This is a genomic window from Treponema socranskii subsp. buccale, from assembly GCF_024181585.1.
In the GTDB taxonomy this organism is placed as follows: domain Bacteria; phylum Spirochaetota; class Spirochaetia; order Treponematales; family Treponemataceae; genus Treponema_D; species Treponema_D buccale.
This window is the reverse complement of the sequence record NZ_CP054258.1, coordinates 1,480,650-1,499,843: the sequence shown is the minus strand read 5'-3', so window position 1 is coordinate 1,499,843 and position 19,194 is coordinate 1,480,650. Positions and strand designations below refer to the sequence as shown.

Genomic DNA, 19,194 nt, shown 5'->3' with positions numbered 1-19,194 from the left:
GAATACTATGCTGCGAAAAATCGAAAACGTTTTAGCCGTCGCTCTCATTGCGATCGTCGCTGTGCTCCCGCTTTTTTTGAAATTTATGCAGGGAGTGTGCCGCGTGCAAGTGCCCGGCGCCGATATCGCCGTGCTTCACTTCGTGTTTTTATTTGCAAGCGTTGCGGGTCTTGTAACATGGCGCGAAGACAGGCATTTGAGCCTCGCCTCTCTGACTTCGGCGTTCGGCGAAAAGATCCGCCGTCCGATCGAAGCGATTAAAACGGGAGGGGCAAGCTGTATCCTTTCGGCGCTTTTTATCGATGCCTTTTGTCAGCTTGTCAATCCCGCTCAGTTCGACGCTCACTTTTGGGGCATGAGCGTTCGGATTTTTTTCGCATCTCTTCCGCTGTGCTATTTCGGCATCATCGCCATGATCGCATGCAGAAAAGGCAATCTCATCGCTTCACTCATCGGTATGGCGTTCGGCCTTTTTATTTCGATGGGGCCTTTTACCGGCATTCTGTATTATCTTTTCGGCATGGAAAACGCTCCGTCTCTGTACGCGATAAACGATGCGTGGCTTTCGTTTTCGAAAATCGCGCTTTTGCCGATCATCGTCATTCTTTCAGCTCTCGCATTTTTCGGCATGCCGCTCTTTCTCGTGCTCGGCGGTATCGCATACGTGCTCTTTTCCGCGAGCGGCGGCTATGTTGACGTCATCCCGCTTGAAACGTACCGCATACTTACCGACCGAAATATCGCGGCAATTCCGCTTTTTACGATTGCAGGTTACATTCTTTCTCAAAGCAGTGCGGGAAATCGTTATGTCGCCGTGTTCAAATCGCTCATGGGACCTTTTCGCGGCGGAACGGTTATCGCGGCCGTCATCGTGACGACGTTTTTCAGCACTTTTACCGGCGTTTCCGGCATAACGATCCTTGCGCTCGGCCCGCTGCTTGCCGTCGTACTCACGGGTTCCGGCTATTCCAAAGACAGAGCCGAGTCTCTCGTAACCGCATCCGGTGCGATAGGTTTGCTTTTTCCGCCGAGCGCCGCCATCATCATGTACGCGACCGTCAATTATTTTTCCGTCGACGTGTTCGACCTTTTCAAAGGCGCGATTATTCCCGGCTGTATTATGGCGATTTCGATGATGGCGACGGGCGTCGTGCTGGATAAGAGGGGAGAGCGGCCGAAGTTTTCCGGAAAAGAAGCGCGCGATGCCGTCCTTCATTGCATTCCCGAACTGCTCATGCCGGTCTTTATTTCCGTGTTTTATTTTAAAGGCGTGTTCGATCTCTTTGAAGTTGCGGCTTTCGCCGTCATTTACGCGTTTTGTCTTTCGGTATTCGTCCGCCGCGATTTTACTTTAACAAAATCGGCTCGTGTCGTCGCTTCGAGCGTTCCCGTTTCAGGCGGCGTTTTGTTTATCCTCGGTGCCGCATCGGGCATCTCCTATTTTATGCTCGATGCGAACGTTCCGGCGATCCTGTCGGGTTTTATCACGCAGTACGTAAAAAATCCGTACGTGTTTTTGATATTGATGAACCTCGTCCTGCTCGTCGTCGGCTGTCTCATGGATATGTTTTCCGCGATCCTCATCGTTTCCCCGCTTTTGCTGCCGCTCGCGGAATCTTTCGGCGTGAGTGCGGTCAGAGCCGCCGTCATATTTTTGATGAACCTATCAATCGGATTTTTAACGCCGCCGGTCGGCATGGATCTGTTTATTTCGTCCTATACTTTCGATAAGCCGCTTTCCCGCGTCGTAAAAGGCATCCTTCCGTTTTTGATCGTACAGTTTGCCGTCCTCATGCTTGTCACCTACGTGCCGTTTTTTACGGAAGCGCTTTTGTAATAGAATCGGGGGGCGACAAGCCCGGCAGCTTGAGATTTTACATGCTTTTGCCGATATTTGAATTAAGGAAATTATACTCCGCATATACGCGTTATTTAAAGATTCGGCTCGGATATCGCGTGAACTTTGAGCGGTATTTTCAATTTTCTTCGAGGACAATATGGCGGATGAACGGACGGTAATGCAGAGTGCGGAAAGTGCGGTAAAGACGAAGCGCAGCTATACGGCGGGCGAATTCGAAGGCCCGCTCGATTTATTGTGGACGCTTATCAGAGAAAGCAAAATCAATATCTACGATATCCCGATTGCCGAGATCACCGATCAATATCTTGAATATCTCGATTATGCCGTGCAGACCGATTTGGGCGATCTGTCGGAATTTTACAGTTGGGCGGCGAAGCTTCTCTATATTAAAAGCCGTATGCTGCTTCCCGTTGAAATCGAATACGACGACGATGACGAAGACCCGCGGCAGGAGCTCGTCGACCGCCTCATCGAATACCAAAAATTCAAACGACTGTCCGAACTCATGGAAGCGCAGGAAGATACGTCGGAGTGGAATTTCGAACGCGCGAAAATTCAGCGCGTGCTGCCTTTCGACAAAGACGACGGTATTTGGGAACGGATCGATACGTGGGATCTCCTCCAACAGATGCAGCGTATTTTCCGCGACATGGTTTCTCAGTATTCGAACGAAAAGATACTGAACATGTACGAAGAGATTTCGATCAACGAAAAGATTACGCTCATGAACGAAAAGCTCGAAGAATCGGGCGAGTGTATGTTTACGGATTTGATTACGCGGCCGGGAAACGAAATGGACGTCATCTGTTCGTTTATGGCGCTGCTCGAAGCGGTAAAAGACCGGATGATCGCGGTCTTCCAAAACAGGCTGTTTGGTGATATAAAGATATGCCGGATCAAAGAAGAGCACGCGGCCTCCGAAACGGCCGCCCTCGATGCCGGCAATACAAATACCTAAGGTGACCGAAGCGGTATGGAGCTTGAAAAAGAAACTGCATTGATCGAAACGATTCTCTTCCTCGAAAGCGAGCCCGTGAGCGAGCGTTCGCTTGCAAATATTTCGCAGCTGTCGAGCGAAGTCGTCAAAAAGTGTATCGACGCTTTAAAGGAACGCCTCGCCGAAAAGTCGAGCGGCATCGAACTGCAGATGATCACCGGCGGCTGGTCGCTCGTCCCCAAAAAAGAATTGTGGCTGGCGCTGAGAGAACGTTACGGCTCCAAAAGCGAAGGAAAGCTTTCACGCTCGGCTATGGAAACGCTTTCGATCATCGCGTATTCGCAGCCGATCACCCGCGGTGAAATCGAAGCGATCAGAGGCGTATCCGCCGACAATATGATCCGTCTGCTTTCGGAGCGAAATTTAATAAAAGAAGTCGGCAAAAAAGACGTGCCGGGAAAACCGGTGCTCTTCGGTACGACAAAAGAATTTTTAAAATTTTTCCGCTTGAACAGTATAGCCGAATTGCCGAAGCTCGACGAAGACGAAGCCGAGAGGTTCGAGCTTGCCCGCTGATTTTTCGTTTCCGATGAGGCTGCAGGCATACCTCGCGCGATCGGGTGTCGCAAGCCGCCGCGCGTCGGAAGAGTACATCGCGTCGGGGCGCGTTTCGGTAAACGGAAAAGTCGTTACGGCGACCGGTACGAAAGTGTCGTCCGGCGATGAAGTGGCGGTCGACGGCAAAATCGTTTCGCCCGAAAAAGAGTTCCGCTACGTGCTTCTCAATAAACCTGCCGGTTACGTGTGCTCTCTTTCCGATGAAAAGGGGAGACCCGTCGCATCCGATTTGTTAAAATCCGCATACGCCGAAAGATTGTACAATGTCGGACGTCTCGACATGTTCAGCACCGGTTTAATAATTTTTACGAACGACGGCGGCTTTGCGGCAACCCTTTCTCATCCTTCGGCGGAACTCGAAAAAGAATACGCCGTCGAAACGAGTACGCATATTCCTCGCACGCTTGCAGCCGATTTTGAAAAGGGCATCCGCATAGATAATATATTTTACCGCTGCATCAAAGCCGAAGAACGCAATGCGCGCAAAATGCACATCGTTTTGATCGAAGGTAAAAACCGTGAAATCAGGCGCGTGTTCGAATATTATCAAGTCGGTATCAAATCGCTTGAGCGCGTGCGGATCGGAAACGTAACGGCCGACGGCCTTAAACGCGGCGAGTTCCGCAATTTAACGAAGAGCGAAGTGCAAGGGCTCCTCGCGCTTTGCAAAAACAACCCTGCCGAAAGATTTTAATAAATTTTACGGAGAACTGCGGGGAAATCCCGCCGTGAGGATACATGAGGATAATGGAGGATTATGGTTATTGCGATAGACGGACCTGCGGGTACCGGTAAAAGTACGATTGCATCTCTTCTTGCAAAAAAGCTCGGCATTACGTTTTTAAACAGCGGCAGTTTTTACCGCGCGCTCACGCTCGCGCTTTTAAAAAACGGCATCGATTTGAATGACGAGGCGGCGGTCGTCGATTTTTGCAAAAAACAAAAACTCGATTACGTCGATTCGCATTTGATTCTAAACGGCGATGACGTCGAATCCTTACTGCACTCGGACGAAGTGAGCGCTCACGCGGCAGGCGTGTCCGCGTTTCCCGAAGTACGCCGCATTGTCAACGATCGCCTTCGCGAATTGACAAAATCGCTCGATATCGTTTCTGAAGGGCGCGATATGACGACCGTCGTATTTCCCGATGCCGACTGTAAATTCTATCTCGACGCGTCGCTCGACGTACAAGCCGAGCGGAGATTTAAACAGGGCGTGAGCGGTATGACGCTCGAAGAGATCAAAGAAGCGATAAAAAAGCGCGACGAAATCGACAAAAACAAAAAAGAAGGCGCGCTCGTCGTCGCTCCCGACGCCGTATATATCGATACGTCCACCTTGACGATAGAGAAAGTTTGTGAGATAATATTAAATCAAATTCACGAAAAAGGGTCAAAGATGGAAACACAGGAAGTGGAAAAGGAACAAAACCGGGACTCCAAGGATAAGTTCCAGACACAATTAGAAGAATCTCTGAACAGTTTGAGCACGCCGGAAAACGGACAGCTCGTCGACGGGACGGTCGTCGCGGTTACCGACGATACCGTATTTGTCGATGTAAACTGCAAATCGGAAGGCAGAATCCCCAAATCGGAGTTCGGTTCAAAAGCGCCGGAAGTCGGGGATACGGTTACGGTTAAACTCGTCAATAAATTCGGCAAAAACGGTCCGGAGATTTCCAAACGGCAAGCCGATGAAAAGCGTTTGTGGAAAGACATTACCCAAGCGTTTAAAGATAAAATACCTATAGACGGTACCGTCGCGAAAGTCGTCAAAGGCGGTTTCGAAGTCGATTTGGGAGGCGGCATCCACGCGTTTTTGCCGATCAGCCAGTCCGACAGCCAAAAGGTTGAAAAGCCCGAATCGCTGGTCGGTACCGAAAGCAAAATGTATATCGAACGGCTGTATTCGGACAACAAAGCGAACGTCGTCGTCAACCGCAGAAAGTATCTCGAAGAACAGATCGGTAAAGCGAGAGACGAATTTTTTGCGAACGTAAAGATCGGCGACACGGTAAAGGGTACCGTGAAGAGCTTTACGAGTTTCGGCGCCTTTATCGACTTGGGCGGATTCGACGGACTTTTGCACATAAACGATATGAGCTGGGGACACGTCGCCCGTCCGAAAGATTTCGTCAAAAAAGGGCAGGAGATCGAACTCAAAGTGATCCGCATGGACGAAGCCGAAAAACGTATCAATCTTTCACTGAAGCACTTTACCGAAGACCCGTGGATGCATTTTGAAGACACCTATCACGTCAACGATGTCGTAAAAGGCAAAGTGACGAAGCTTACCGACTTCGGCGCCTTTATCGAACTGGAAGAGGGCATCGAAGGGCTCGTGCATATAAGCGAATTTTCGTGGACGAAAAAAGTCAATAAACCGTCCGACATGGTAAAAGTCGGGGACGAAGTCGAATGTATGATCCTCGGCTACGATATTCAAGCCGGCCGCGTATCGCTCGGTTTAAAGCAGGTGACGGCGAACCCGTGGGATACGATCGGCGAAAAATATCCGGTCGGCAGCCGCGTAAAGGGCAAAGTCATAAAGATCACGAATGCGGGCGCCTTTATCGAACTCGAAGACGGTATCGACGGGTTTTTGCACGGAGACGATATTTCGTGGACGAAAAAAGTCAAGCATCCGGGCAGCGAACTCGAACAGGATCAGGAAATTGAAGCGGTCGTCATCGAAAACGATGCGGAAAGTCACCGTATCCGGCTCGGCATTAAGCAGCTTACCGACAATCCGTGGAAACTCTTTGCCGAAACGCATAAGCCCGGTTCGACGCTTGAAGGTGAGATCACGTCGATCACGGAGTTCGGCATTTTCGTCAAAGCGCCGGAAGGCATCGAAGGTCTCGTTAATAAAACGAATTTGAGTGAAGACCGCAACGTACCCTTTGAAGAGGCGGTAAAAAATTATAAAGTCGGCGATAAGATCAATGTGTACGTCGTCGATGTCAACGTCGAAAAAGAAAAGATCGCTTTTTCCGTGCGCGAATTTAAAAAAGCGCAGGAGCGGGCGGCCATTTCGCAGTATATCGCAAAGCCGGATGAAAACGACGGCGCGTATACCTTCGGCGACTTTCTGCAGACGCAGAAAAAAGACTGACAATCTTACCGAAAACCGAGATGACTTCGATTGGTTTAGATGAACTCAATACGCTCATCGAAATCAACAACAGGATCAATTCGAATTACGCCGATTTGGACGCGCTGCTCGTCTACATCCTCGAAGCGGCGATGCGTCTCGTTCACTGCGAATCGTCGTCGCTGCTGCTCGTAAACGCCGACGATACGCTGCGTTTCGTCATCGCGCTCGGGCCGAAAGGGGCGGAAGCGAAAGACATTCCCGTCGATAAAAGCAGTATTGCCGGCTGGGTCGCATCTCACCGGCAGCCGCTTATCCTGCGGGATGTCGTAAACGATCCGCGTTTTTCCGATCACGTGCAGCATAAGACAGGCTATGTTTCCAAAACGATGATAGCGGTTCCGCTGTGCGTCGGCGACGAATGCATCGGCGTCATCGAATTGATAAACAAAGCGGGCGGAGAGTATTTCGACGACGACGATCTCGAAATACTCAATATGCTGTGCAGTCAAGCGGGCATAGCGTACAGGAATGCGGCGAAGTATCAGTCCGCGCAGAATAAAATTTCCGCGCTGCAAAATACGCTTTCGGCGGGGAGCGATTACCATCCGTTTATCGCAAAGAGCCCGGTCATTTCGGATCTGCTCAAGATGATCGACGGCATCGCGAAGACGAATCTTTCGATCATCATCACCGGCGAAAGCGGTGTCGGAAAAGAGCTCGTTGCCGAACAGATACACAGAAAAAGCGATCGGGAGGGAAAGCCTTTCGTGCGGGTCAACTGCGCAGCTCTTTCTCCTTCGCTGCTCGAAAGCGAGCTTTTTGGGCACGTGAAAGGCGCGTTTACCGATGCAAAAGCCGATCACAAAGGCTATTTTGAAACGGCAGACGGCGGAACGATTTTTCTCGACGAAATAGGAGAGATGCCGCTCGAACTGCAGGCGAAACTTTTGCGCGTCATACAATCGAAGCAGTTTCAAAAAGTCGGATCGAGCAAAACCGTGTCGGTCGACGTGCGCGTCGTCGCTGCGACGAACCGCGACCTCGAAGCGATGATGAGCGAGCAAAAGTTCCGAAGCGATCTGTACTTCCGCTTGAGCGGCATACCTTTAAAAGTTCCTCCGCTTCGCGAGCGGAAAGAGGATATTCCCGCTCTTGCCGATTTCTTTTTGCAAAAGTTTTCGGGAGAAACGAAAAAGAATTTTACCGGCTTTTCGCGTTCGGCGATGGATGCGCTGTATTCGTATTATTGGCCGGGAAACATCCGCGAGCTCGAAAATTCGATCGAACGCGCATGCGTGCTCGGTACGCCTCCTCTTATCAATGCGTTCGACCTCCGCATCGGTTATGAAGAGCGCGGGAGCGGGAAAAACGAAATCGAACGTATGGCGGAGGAATACGCGTCGGACGCGAGCGGCGACCGCTCTCTCAAAGAAGCGGTGAATAAATTTAAAAGCGCCTACGTGAGGAAAATTTTGGAAGAAACCGCTTGGAATAAAACGAAAGCGGGAAAAATACTCGGCATCCAGCGGACATACGTTTCGCGCTTGCTGAACGATCTTCGCGACCGCGAAGAAGAATCGGAAGAGATGTGAATACGGGAGTAGATATGATTGAAAAAAAATTTGAAAAAGCGACTGCGGGCGAACGCCTTTCGCAGTTTATGCTGAAATACCGCATGCAGATCATCATTTTGACTGCGGCAGTCGTTACGGGTATAGTAGTATACGGCATATCCGCCGCCGTCGTTTCATCTTTGACGGTAAAGGGTATTTCGTTCGTTGATACCGTCGAATACGATTTTATAAAGGGTTCCGATTCTCTTTCGGAAGCGGAAATCGAAACGCGTAGAAGCGATGCGATGACGAAGCTCACACCGTATCTTTCGAAAGGCGGCATCGTCGGTGTTCGGGCGAATATGTTGGCGGCGGATATCGCATACGCTCGTAAAGATTATGCTGCGGCAAAATCCTATTGGACGGCTGTCGCAGCGAAGGGCGCGAAGTCGTATACGGCACCGCTTGCTTATTACAATATGGCCGTCTGCGATGAAAACACCGGAAACCTTGCGGAAGCGGCTGCAAACTACGGAAAAGCTTCGGGCGCAAAGGATTTTCCGCTTGTATCTCACGCGCGTTTTTCCGAAGCTCGTACTTACGAAGCGCTCGGCGATTATAAAAAAGCGTCGGAAGCGTATACGAAGCTTACCGCGAACGCGCTCGGAGATGCGTGGACGAACCTTGCGGAGACGCGCCTTATCGCGTTGAAAGCCGAGGGTAAAATCGAGTAACGGATACGGCGATATATTGTTTTTTTTGTATGATGTCGGGCGGCAGCGTGCGGAGAAAATATCACTTATACGAATTGTTTTCTCTTGCAGCGTGCTGTCTTTGTTTTTTCGGCTGCGGGCTGGAAACGATATATGCGCTTGATGAACCGATGCTTTTGCATTCATCGACATATTCTACCGTACAATTTGAAGAAAAATATTTCGAATTTGAGACGAATGAAGTTAAAAATTCGGATCCGCTTATCAATCCTCCGCCTTTTAAATTTTTGGGAACCGACGTCTATTATAAAATCTACAACCGATACGACTCCATAACGAGCGTTACTTCGGCGCTGAGTTCGGCGAACAATTCTACCGATCCCTCATCCGCCGCGAATCTTCTTAAAAAGAATTATAAATATGTACAGCTCGGAAGCACATCGGGGGCGGCTCACCTTATTGAATCGACCCAGGTAAACAGGCGGATTTATATCCGTTTGACGAATTATCAGACCGACCGGCGCTATCAGGCAAAGATTATCGTCGGTTATGCGGGAGACAGCAGCATTGCGCCGACAAATGTTCCGAAGCGGGCGGGGAATCGGTACTCTTTCGATTTCGGCCGCGACGGTGATAACGACAGTGCTTCCAAAACGCTTTCTTCGACCGACACCGACTACAATTATTCGAGTTCCGGTTTTTCAAGCGGCTACGACAATACGTATTTTGTCGATATGTATGCCGTTTCCGTCGGGCTGGATGAAAATTATACGGAACAGTACAGCAAAGTGCTGCATCTCGGCACGGTTGCAATCAACGCTTCATCAAAGGATAACTGACCTGAGCTTTCCGGAACACAATCGATTTTTTGCATTAAAACCGTTTTTTAGAAAATGCGGTTTTCGGCGCGGTTGCTCCTCATGCCGTCTTTGTGCTATTGTATGACGTATGAAATTATGTATACACAATGCGACGGTGCTGAACGGCATTTCGCAGATGGACGACTGCGCCGTTTTAATCGACGGCGGAAAGATCGCCGATATATTTTCCGAAAACCGTTTCCGTCAAAAAATATTCGACAATGACGTTACCGTTATCGACGCGCACGGCATGTACGTCGCACCCGGTTTAATCGACACGCATATACACGGATTTAAAGGGCACGGTACGGATGATTGCACAACCGAAGGCATACTCCGTATGTCGGTCGACCTTGCGGATTACGGCGTCACCGCTTTCAATCCGACGATGTATCCTTCCGACGAAGCGACGATGATTTCTTCGATCAAAGCGATCGTGCGCGCTATGGGACGGGAAGAGGGTGCGAAGATTATGGGGATCCATCTCGAAGGCCCCTTTATCTCGCCGCATAAACTCGGTGTGCAGCGGCCCGAAACGGTAAGGAGCGTAGACCTCGATTTGATGGAGCGGCTTTGGGAAGCCTCCGAAGGGCACATCGTCAATATGACCGTCGCTCCCGAATTGAAAGATATGCGGCGTCTCGCGCTTATGTGCATCGACAAGGGGATCGTGCTGCAGGCGGGACACACCGATGCCGCTTACAGCAATATGGTCGAAGGCATGCAGGCGGGTATTTTTCACTCGACGCATTTTTTCAACGCGATGAGCCAAATGCATCACCGGAACCCGGGCGCGGTCGGAGCGGTTCTCATCCATCCGGAAATGACGTGCGAAATCATCGCGGACGGAGTGCACGTACATCCCGATCTTTTTAAACTTTTGCAAAAAGATAAAACGAGCGATCAAATCGTGCTCGTTACCGATGCGCTCACTCCGACGGAAGAAGCGGGCGATCATCTTACGGCGAACGGAGAAGAAGTCGTTTTCAAAGACGGCTGCTTTCATCGGAAGTCCGACGACGTCATTGCCGGTTCCGCGCTTACGATGATTCGCGGATTGAAAAATCTCGTATCGTTCGGCTTTCCGTTGAGCGATGCGGTAAAATGCGCGTCGGCGAATCCCGCGCGTATTATGAAGTTTCAAAAAAAAGGTATGCTCGTACCCGGTTACGACAGCGACGTTATCGTTTTCGATAAGGATTTTGCGCTGCGTTTTGTCATGGTGCAGGGACGTATGATAAAAAATGTATTTTAAGGTAGTACTTTTTAATAATCAATAATAGGAGCTTAGTATGCGTGTTGTTGTTAAAAAAAATTACGATGAGTGTTCCGTATGGGCTGCGCATCATATTGCGCGGCGCATAGTCGATTATAATCCGACCGAATCGAACCCCTTTGTGCTCGGTCTTCCGACGGGCAGCACGCCGCTCGGAACGTATAAAACACTTATCGAATTGTGCAAGGCGGGAAAGGTTTCGTTTAAAAACGTCGTTACGTTCAATATGGACGAATATGTCGGTCTCGACGATAGGCACCCGCAAAGCTATCATTATTTTATGTTCGACAATTTTTTTAATCACATCGATATAAATAAAAACAATATCCATATATTGAACGGGCTTGCAAAGGATACGGAAGCCGAATGCGCCGCTTATGAAAAAGCGATCGAAGATGCGGGCGGCATACGTCTTTTTTTCGGCGGTATCGGAAGCGACGGACACATCGCGTTCAACGAACCCGGTTCCTCTCTCGCTTCTCGTACCCATGTTGCGATACTGACAAAAGAGACGATCGGAGCAAACGCCCGTTTTTTCGGCGGCGATCTTTCGAAAGTGCCGACGCAGGCGCTGACTGTCGGTGTCGGAACCATCTGCGATGCGGATGAAGTCGTTATCATGGCGACGGGCAGGGTGAAAGCGCGCGCGGTTGCCGAAGGCGTCGAAGGCTCCGTTTCTCACCAATGGGCGGTAACGGCGCTTCAACTGCACAAAGACGCGGTGATCGTCTGTGACGATGAAGCGGGCGAAGAGCTGAAAATGAAAACCGTGCGCTATTTTACCGAAATCGAATCGCATATCGAAGAGAAGGCGCTGTGACGGACCGGAAGATATTTTCGATGCGCTCCAAGCGAGGTACGGGAACCTTTTCTGCATTTTAATAATTTTTTTACAATTGACATTTTCCCGTTTACTTTCTATCATCTGCGTATGACTGATATACAAGCCGTATCGCTTTTTCATATGTATTGCGCTATTTCACTGATCGCGCTCGTTCTCTATATACCGCGCTTATTGTATTACGTCAGCGGTTTTAAAAAGCCGAAACGCCTGTTCAATCCCGTACAAAACCGCTTTGCCGTCATTGTCCCCGCGCGAAACGAAAGCGCCGGTATCGGGCTCCTGCTCGACAGTCTCGCACGCCAAACCTACGACCGTAAAAAATTCGACACCTTTGTCATAGTCGATTCGGAAGACGATCCGACCTGCACCATAGCGAAAAAATACAAGGGTACCTATGTGCAAGTTGTCGAAAATCAAAGGTGTAAAGGAATGGCGCTCAACGGTTCGCTCAAAGAGCTGCTTTCGGGTACATACGGAAGTTACGATGCATATATCATCATCGACGGAGACAATATCGCTTCGGACGATTTTATCGAAGAGATGAACAACGGCCTCGCCTCCGGCGCTCAGATCGTGCTCGGAAAACGGGAAGTCAAAAATTATCTCCTCGGCGGGAAAAAACTCCGCTCGCTTGCGACGAACTGCAGCGCGCTTACGTACACGTTTCTCGACAAAATGGGAAACGCGTTCAGAACGAAAGCGGGTATCCCGTGTACGATGTGCGGGACGGGCGTTATGATCAGGCGCGACGTCATCGAAAAGCTGGGCGGATGGCCGTACCGCAGTTTTACCGAAGACCTTGAAATGACGATCAATGCGATCCTGCACGGCTGGTCGTCGTGCTTTTACGAATACGCAGTTGTCTATACCGAAGAAGCGATTTCTCATAAAATGCTCGATCGCCGTCGCGCGAGATGGCTCATCGGCTATATGCAGATCTCATTTAAATATCGCAATAAAATCGCAAAGCAAACCTACGCATCGCTTCACGACCGATCGCTTTCGGTTGTACAAAAGATACGGGGGATCCGCATACGAAATTTCGATTTTTTGTACGGATTCGGGCCGCTCTTTTTATTTTTCGGCAATACCGCCGTTTGTTTTGTACTGTACATGATCGCTTCAGGCATCGATTATTGTAATCGAGGGTTTATTAATTTTTCCGCTTTAAAATACGGCCTCGTCATCATGCTCATACTTTACGGAGCGCTCGTCTTCTATACGTTCATCGCGCTCATAATCGATCCGAAAGCGCTCAAGATCACGTTCGGCGAAAAGCTCGCCGTGCTTTTGTACAATCCGTTTTTTATAGCCGAATACGCATATTTTTACGGCATGGCGTTTTTTACGCTGCTGCGCGATCCCCATTACGGTGAAGATGTATCGTGGCAGCAGATCGAGCGCATCGAAACGGTGATAAAGGAAGCCGAATGACGGATATCGGCGGCATCAAAGGCGATACGCAGCGCGAAATACAAAATCGCATCCGAGCGCTTGAAAAAAAAGGCGAGTTCGACGGAAACGTTCAGCCGATCGACTATGATGCGATGATCCGGGTAACCGACGATTATGTTTTTCTTCCGCGTACGCTTTCGTTTTTTTTATGGCGCGTTTTTATCCGCACGGCGGCGGCGGTACTCGGTCCCGTTTTGACAAAGTTCGTGCTCGGCGCGCGCGTCGAAGGGCGCAAAAATCTCCGCGGCGTAAAGGGCTTTGTCGCCGTATGCAATCACGTGCATTCGCTCGACAATATGATCGTGCGGCGGGCGGTTTTCGGTCATACGCTGTATATCACGGTTGCGGAATTTAACAATATGAAAGGACCTATCGGAACTATCATGCGCGGGGCGGGAACGCTGCCGTTCAGCGGAAATGTAAAAGCGATGAACGAGCTGCAAAAGACGCTTTCTCTTTTGCTCGAAAAGGGCTGCGCCGTACTCGGCTATCCGGAGCAGTCGCTGTGGCTGCGCTACGAAAAACCTCGCCCTTTGCACACCGGCATGTTCCACATCGCTTCGGCAAACAACGTACCCGTCGTTCCGATGTTTATCACCTTTTCCGCGCCATCGAAGCTGCGCTCGCTTTTCAGTAAAAAAAAGGTTGCGACGCTCCATATCCTTCCGCCGATCCGTCCCGATGAAAATCTTTCGCGAAAAGCGAATGCCGCGTTTTTGGCGGATAAAGCGGCGAAAGCGTGGCGCAGCTGCTATGCTTCGGTTTACGGTCGCGAAAGCGACATTCGCTCGAATCCCTGTTGATTGTATAATAATTAAGGACATGTATGAAAAAAATTCCGATACTGATTGATTTGTATGTTTCCCTTGCCAAAATAGGTTCGGTTACATTCGGCGGCGGCATGGCGATGATGCCGATTTTGCAGCGCGAACTTATCGAAAAAAAGAAGTGGATGACCGAAGATGAACTGCTCGATTATTATGCGATAGGGCAGTCGACTCCGGGCATCATTGCGGTAAATGTCGCAACCTTTGTCGGCTTTAAGCAGGCGGGGATAGCAGGCGGCATCGTCGCGACGCTCGGTATGATAACTCCGTCCGTCGTCATCATTTCGCTTATCGCACGCTTTATCAGTTCGGTCGATCACTTGCCGCTTGCGCAAAAAGCGCTTCGCGGCATCAACGTGTCGGTCGCGGCGCTGCTCACGTCGGTCGTATTTCAGTTTTCGAAAAAGACCGTAAAATCGATTTTGGGATTTTTGTGCCTCGCCGTTTCGTTTGCGGCGATATGGTTTTTCAAAGTGCCCTCGTATTGGATGATCATCGCGGGGGCTGCGACGGGAGTCATCGTTTCGGTATTTTCCCGAAAAACAAAAAAAAGTGAGGATAAGTGATGGAAACGACGTATTCGCTTTTTCAGCTTTTCTGGATTTTCTTTTATATCGGTGCGTTTACGATCGGGGGAGGGCTTGTCGCCGTAACGCTCATGCAGCAAACCCTCGTCGACAAGGGGGTCATCTCCGCCGAACAGTTTTACAATATGGTTGCGATTTCAGAGTCGACGCCCGGGCCGATCGGCGTGAATATGGCGACGTATATCGGCTATTCCCAGTACGGCGTTTTCGGCGGCATCGTTACGACGCTCGGACAAGTGCTCCCGTCCGTTATCTGTATTTTAATAATCGCGCATTTTTTTATGAAATTTCACGACACTCCGCTTGTCAAAGCCGCTTTTTCGACGCTTCGGCCGACGACGACGGGGATCATCCTCGTTGCGGCGATTCAAGTGTTTATAGTCGCGCTTATGAATACACCTTTTTCGTTCGCTTCGCTTTCGACGCTCGAAGGCTGGAAAAATCTTTTCGTGTGGCCGAGCTTTGCGTTTTATATCGCAGCGCTTATCGTTTTGATGAAGACGAAGATACACCCCGTATTTGTCATGCTGCTCGGAGCGGTGTTCGGCATCCTGTGCCTGTAAACCGATCCGTTTCGCCTTTTTTCATTTAATTATATGCTCCGTTTTTGCATATACATTTCCGGCGCGCCCGTCCTGAAAACAATAATCAGGGATTACGCATGAAAAATGTATACACAGAACAGAGACATAATATAAAATAAAAAAGGCGGAACGCGAGGCAGCGGCAATGCCGCCGAGCCGCTCAGACCGATGGCAAGCGAACTTTTTGGTAAAAAAGTTCGCGCAGTCCGATTCCAATCACGGTCTGCCGCGGCGAACGGCAGGGCTGCTGCCGGGAGTGCAGCCGATTTTTTACGGTAATGGTTATTTTTTGAGGAATATAGATTCTCATGCGTAAGCCCTGAAACAATAATTAATAAACGTTGTGAAAAGCGATGAAATATGTTATAATAATCATAGGATAGCGGAAGTGTTCGACATCGGAAGACGTGCATCCTGCAAAAGTCTTTATGGGAGGTTTATGATGACTGTAAACAAGATGAACCCTGTACATCCGTATAGGGGGGGGTATTCGGTAAAGCCCATTTAAAAAAGATACCGATTGCCGCGGGCGCTTTGCTTTTTGCCGCAGCGCTCGTTTTTACCGGCTGCTCGAACGGCAGCGATTCGGGAGGCGAAACACCGCCGCCGGTAACAAAGTACAAAGTAGAGCTCGACCGCAATATAGGCGGCAATGTAAAAGTAACACCCGCACTGAGCGATGACGGCATGGTAGCCGAAAACACTGTGCTTACCTTTACGGCAGAACCGCTTCAAGGCTACGAGCTTGAAAAGTGGGAGCTTGACGGCACAGAAGTAAACGGCACAGCACTTACCTACACGCTCAAAGTTACGGCAAACGCACAGGTTTTTGTATTCTTTAAACGGAACGGTGAGCCGCCTCCTGCCATGCACACGGTAACACTTACCGATCCGGAGCACGGCAGTGTAGATACTGTGCCGGTAATCCCGTTCGGCCATCACAAAGTGCCCGAAGGTACCGAACTTATCTTTAGGGCAGAACCGGATGCAGGCTATGCGGTTGATAAGTGGACGGTTTCGGCGGGCTCATTTTCAGCAGGCGGCACCGACGGAAGCACGAGCGCGACGCTTAAAATCACCGAAGCCGTTACTGTAACGGTTACCTTTAAGCAGGTTCAGTGTAAAATCGAGTTCGGCGTGGATGGCGGACACGGCACGCTCAAGGCGGAAGTTGACAGCGCCGAAATCGCCTCTCCTGCGCAAGTAGAGCTGAATAAAACGATTGTCTTTACCGCAACGCCTGATTCAGGCTACATGGTAGACACATGGACGATTACAGGCGGGCAGCTCCTTGCAGGCGGAAATCCTGAAAATACGACGGCTATGGTAAAAATAACCGAGCCGATAACGGTTGCCGTCTCCTTTAAGCTAAGACCGCCTACCACCTATGCCGTAATCTTCGGCGTTGCAGGTACACCGCCGAACGGAAGCATAAGCGCAACATACAAGACGGGCGGAGCAGCCTTTACTTCCGGCACTGCGGTTGCCGAAAACACCGTACTCGTCTTTACGGCTTCTCCTGCAACGGACTACAAGGTGGAAAAGTGGACGGTAAACGGTGCGGCCGTTCCGGGCAATACCTCAAACACCTACGAGCACACCGTAACAGAGGCGGCGGATATACGGGTATCCTTTATATCTTCAGTAACGGCTCCCGATACTTTTACGCTCTCAGACGGCGCAGAGTACGAGATAACCGACAAAGCGCAGAAACTGGTGATAATGACAAAGCCGGAAGACAGTTCTGGCGGCACTGTCTGTACCCTTAATGTAAAGCCCGAATATTCGGGTATTACGTACACCCTCACCGGTTTGAGCGAAGACTGTATAATCATCTACTTCACGAATTGGGTGATGTTAAAAGCTTTTGCGTTAAGCGGTCCGAGTAACTTTTTAAGCGTAGAAGACGGGGTTTTATTCGATAAGCATAAAACAAAGCTGATTCGCTATCCGTGCGAAAAAACCGGCTCTTATACGGTGCCTCCTTCCGTTAAAGTATTGGGAAATAACTCTTTTTACCGCAGTGACAATCTTACTTCCCTTATTTTGCCTGACGGTCTTACAACGGTAGAAGATTTGGCTTTGTACTTTTGCCGGAATTTAAAAACTGTCTACATTCCTTCATCGCTTACTTCTATAGGGAGATGCTTCCTTGGCAACAGCAAGGTTGAAGATGTTAAGATTCCCGAAGGCGTTACCGAATTAAGTTACGAGTTCCTTGAGAAATGTTCGGCGCTAAAAACGCTTGAACTGCCTGCAAGCCTTACTAGGGCGAAAGATGATTTCTGCAGGGACTGTACGGCACTGCAAAGCGTTACCTGTAAGGCGGCAACTCCTCCGACACTGGAAAGCAATGCTTTTAAGAACATAATCTTAGCCGGCGTAACATTAAAAGTGCCCGCCGCCTCGGTCAGCGACTACCAAAATGCCCCGATCTGGAAAGACTTCAAAAAGCCGTTCGTGGGGCTTTGATGAATTAGTAATGCGCTAATGGATAATTGGTAATTGTTTTGTACCCCGCCTCAGGATGGCGGTGGTACAAACTTGAAAGTTTTAGACGAAGACTAAAACTTTAAGCTGAAAAATGTACTCTGGATGTACATTTTTCAGCAGTTTTTTTGTGTGCGGTGAAGCGCTTTCTACTCTTAAATATTTACATCGCTCCCTTTTAAAGTCCTTTAAACTGTGGTATAATATGACAAGTGAGGGGGCAGTTTTTTTGTGTGCGGGATGAGCCAATGCCAAAACGCCTCGCTTCCGGTACCTCGCCCGCCGCCGGTTTTATACGCCAATTATGGGGAAAAATAATTGCAAAAATTTTTCCCTTTTGTTCCTGTTTTTGTACCGTCTGCGCCTATAATTAGGGGTGGAGGTATGTATGAGAAAAAGTTTTGATGAATTAACCATCGCTGACGATTTTATGTTCTGTTCCGTTATGCAAGACCCTCAACTATGCAAAAAACTTTTAACCCTCGTTCTTGCAGACACAATCGGCACTATTACGGAACTAAAATATCAAACGGCATTCGAAAAAGGCAGCAGTAAGGGTGTTCGCCTCGATGTGTGGGCAGGCGATGATAGCGGTAAACTCTATGACATTGAGGTACAAACCACCGACCAAAAGAATCTTGCAAAACGATTACGTTACTATCAATCTGCAATCGATGTAAGTACGCTGAGCAAAGGCGGCGACTATAACGACCTACCCGACACCTTTATTATCTTCTTTTGTCCGTTTGATTATGTGAAGGCGGGGCTGCCGATGTATACTTTTAGAACGGTTTGCACGCAAAACGCACATTTACAGTTGCCTGACGGCACAACAAAGGTTATACTTAACAGTAAAGCAGCCGGCAAAGAAAAAAATCCGGAACTTAAAGCGTTTTTGGAATACATGAACGGCAAAACGAGTGAGAACGCGTTTGTCAAAGAGTTGGAACAGAGAATAACTGAAATAAAACACAACGACCAAAGGAGGCACGATTATATGATAATGACAGCCTTTGAAGCCGATGCAAAACGAATGGGTAGATTGGAAGGCAGACAGGAAGGTATAGCGCAAGGCGAAGCAAGAGGCTTTGCCGACGGCGCATACCAAACAAAACTTGAAACGGCAAAGTTAATGAAAAATGCAAATTGTGAACTTGATTTTATTATGCAGATGACCGGCCTTTCCCAAGAAGAAGTGGAATCGATTAACTAATTGGTAATTCGGTTTGTCCACGGCTTCCGTGCCGGGAATTACACTAATCCGACCGCTCTCAAGCCTGACAAACATCCGGCTTCGGGGGCGGTTTTTTTGTGTGCGGGATGAGCCAATGCCAAAATGCTTCGTGTCCGGCGCCTCGCCCGCCGCCGGTTTTATACGCCAATTATGGGGAAAAATAATTGCAAAAACTTTTCCCTTTTGTTCCTGTTTTTGTACCGTCTGCGCCTATAATTAGGTACGGAGGTACGATAAAAGCGCCGTCTGAAATATCGC

At 49.3% G+C, this 19,194-nt stretch carries 16 protein-coding genes; all 16 read left to right on the top strand.

Going from position 1 to position 19,194, the window contains the following annotated elements; genetic code table 11:
* Positions 1-7 precede the first annotated feature (7 nt).
* The gene (locus tag HRI97_RS06760; RefSeq protein WP_253724701.1) at positions 8-1,837 is read left to right on the top strand and encodes a TRAP transporter large permease subunit; all 1,830 of its coding nucleotides are present in this window, start codon (positions 8-10) and stop codon (positions 1,835-1,837) included.
* A gap of 181 nt (positions 1,838-2,018) precedes the next feature.
* Entirely contained in the window at positions 2,019-2,819 is an 801-nt protein-coding gene (locus HRI97_RS06755; RefSeq protein ID WP_253727307.1) for a segregation and condensation protein A, read from the top strand.
* A gap of 15 nt (positions 2,820-2,834) precedes the next feature.
* Positions 2,835-3,374 carry an SMC-Scp complex subunit ScpB gene (gene scpB / locus HRI97_RS06750; protein WP_180486119.1) on the top strand — a complete coding sequence of 180 codons (540 nt, stop codon included), beginning with the start codon at positions 2,835-2,837 and terminating at the stop codon, positions 3,372-3,374.
* Between the two features lie 13 nt (positions 3,375-3,387).
* A complete protein-coding gene (locus HRI97_RS06745) occupies positions 3,388-4,110 on the top strand; it encodes a pseudouridine synthase (RefSeq protein ID WP_253724700.1) in 723 nt (240 codons plus the stop codon).
* Positions 4,111-4,173: 63 nt separating this feature from the next.
* Positions 4,174-6,531, top strand: a complete 2,358-nt coding sequence (gene rpsA / locus HRI97_RS06740) for a 30S ribosomal protein S1 (RefSeq protein ID WP_253724698.1) — start codon at positions 4,174-4,176, stop codon at positions 6,529-6,531.
* Between the two features lie 20 nt (positions 6,532-6,551).
* On the top strand, positions 6,552-8,105 hold the full coding sequence (locus tag HRI97_RS06735) for a sigma-54-dependent Fis family transcriptional regulator (protein ID WP_253724696.1): 1,554 nt from the start codon (positions 6,552-6,554) through the stop codon (positions 8,103-8,105).
* A 14-nt stretch (positions 8,106-8,119) separates the two neighbouring features.
* Positions 8,120-8,800, top strand: a complete 681-nt coding sequence (locus HRI97_RS06730) for a tetratricopeptide repeat protein (RefSeq protein ID WP_253724695.1) — start codon at positions 8,120-8,122, stop codon at positions 8,798-8,800.
* A gap of 29 nt (positions 8,801-8,829) precedes the next feature.
* Positions 8,830-9,618, top strand: coding sequence for a hypothetical protein (locus HRI97_RS06725; RefSeq protein ID WP_253724693.1), 789 nt, complete (start codon positions 8,830-8,832; stop codon positions 9,616-9,618).
* A gap of 109 nt (positions 9,619-9,727) precedes the next feature.
* Positions 9,728-10,894: an N-acetylglucosamine-6-phosphate deacetylase gene (gene nagA / locus HRI97_RS06720; protein ID WP_253724692.1), complete on the top strand. Its 1,167-nt coding sequence runs from the start codon at positions 9,728-9,730 to the stop codon at positions 10,892-10,894.
* 37 nt (positions 10,895-10,931) lie between these two features.
* Entirely contained in the window at positions 10,932-11,735 is an 804-nt protein-coding gene (nagB, locus tag HRI97_RS06715) for a glucosamine-6-phosphate deaminase (protein WP_253724690.1), read from the top strand.
* A 111-nt stretch (positions 11,736-11,846) separates the two neighbouring features.
* The gene (locus HRI97_RS06710; RefSeq protein WP_253724688.1) at positions 11,847-13,193 is read left to right on the top strand and encodes a glycosyltransferase family 2 protein; all 1,347 of its coding nucleotides are present in this window, start codon (positions 11,847-11,849) and stop codon (positions 13,191-13,193) included.
* Entirely contained in the window at positions 13,190-14,017 is an 828-nt protein-coding gene (locus HRI97_RS06705; RefSeq protein WP_253724686.1) for a lysophospholipid acyltransferase family protein, read from the top strand. The genes HRI97_RS06710 and HRI97_RS06705 overlap by 4 nt, the downstream gene beginning before the upstream one ends.
* A gap of 23 nt (positions 14,018-14,040) precedes the next feature.
* Positions 14,041-14,607: a chromate transporter gene (locus tag HRI97_RS06700; protein WP_253724684.1), complete on the top strand. Its 567-nt coding sequence runs from the start codon at positions 14,041-14,043 to the stop codon at positions 14,605-14,607.
* On the top strand, positions 14,607-15,191 hold the full coding sequence (locus tag HRI97_RS06695) for a chromate transporter (protein ID WP_180486131.1): 585 nt from the start codon (positions 14,607-14,609) through the stop codon (positions 15,189-15,191). The genes HRI97_RS06700 and HRI97_RS06695 overlap by 1 nt, the downstream gene beginning before the upstream one ends.
* A 555-nt stretch (positions 15,192-15,746) precedes the next feature.
* Positions 15,747-17,684 (top strand): leucine-rich repeat domain-containing protein, encoded by a 1,938-nt coding sequence (locus HRI97_RS06690; RefSeq protein WP_253724682.1) that lies wholly within the window; start codon positions 15,747-15,749, stop codon positions 17,682-17,684.
* A gap of 406 nt (positions 17,685-18,090) precedes the next feature.
* On the top strand, positions 18,091-18,915 hold the full coding sequence (locus tag HRI97_RS06685) for an Rpn family recombination-promoting nuclease/putative transposase (protein ID WP_253724680.1): 825 nt from the start codon (positions 18,091-18,093) through the stop codon (positions 18,913-18,915).
* Positions 18,916-19,194 lie beyond the last annotated feature (279 nt).

Coding starts and splice junctions, on each gene's coding strand:
- HRI97_RS06695 (WP_180486131.1), top strand. CDS start 14,607: ATGGAAACGACGTATTCGCTTTTTCAGCTTTTCTGGATTTTCTTTTAT.
- nagA (WP_253724692.1), top strand. CDS start 9,728: ATGAAATTATGTATACACAATGCGACGGTGCTGAACGGCATTTCGCAG.
- nagB (WP_253724690.1), top strand. CDS start 10,932: ATGCGTGTTGTTGTTAAAAAAAATTACGATGAGTGTTCCGTATGGGCT.
- rpsA (WP_253724698.1), top strand. CDS start 4,174: ATGGTTATTGCGATAGACGGACCTGCGGGTACCGGTAAAAGTACGATT.
- HRI97_RS06735 (WP_253724696.1), top strand. CDS start 6,552: ATGACTTCGATTGGTTTAGATGAACTCAATACGCTCATCGAAATCAAC.
- HRI97_RS06730 (WP_253724695.1), top strand. CDS start 8,120: ATGATTGAAAAAAAATTTGAAAAAGCGACTGCGGGCGAACGCCTTTCG.
- HRI97_RS06685 (WP_253724680.1), top strand. CDS start 18,091: ATGAGAAAAAGTTTTGATGAATTAACCATCGCTGACGATTTTATGTTC.
- HRI97_RS06725 (WP_253724693.1), top strand. CDS start 8,830: ATGATGTCGGGCGGCAGCGTGCGGAGAAAATATCACTTATACGAATTG.
- HRI97_RS06700 (WP_253724684.1), top strand. CDS start 14,041: ATGAAAAAAATTCCGATACTGATTGATTTGTATGTTTCCCTTGCCAAA.
- HRI97_RS06745 (WP_253724700.1), top strand. CDS start 3,388: ATGAGGCTGCAGGCATACCTCGCGCGATCGGGTGTCGCAAGCCGCCGC.
- HRI97_RS06705 (WP_253724686.1), top strand. CDS start 13,190: ATGACGGATATCGGCGGCATCAAAGGCGATACGCAGCGCGAAATACAA.
- HRI97_RS06760 (WP_253724701.1), top strand. CDS start 8: ATGCTGCGAAAAATCGAAAACGTTTTAGCCGTCGCTCTCATTGCGATC.
- HRI97_RS06710 (WP_253724688.1), top strand. CDS start 11,847: ATGACTGATATACAAGCCGTATCGCTTTTTCATATGTATTGCGCTATT.
- HRI97_RS06755 (WP_253727307.1), top strand. CDS start 2,019: ATGCAGAGTGCGGAAAGTGCGGTAAAGACGAAGCGCAGCTATACGGCG.
- scpB (WP_180486119.1), top strand. CDS start 2,835: ATGGAGCTTGAAAAAGAAACTGCATTGATCGAAACGATTCTCTTCCTC.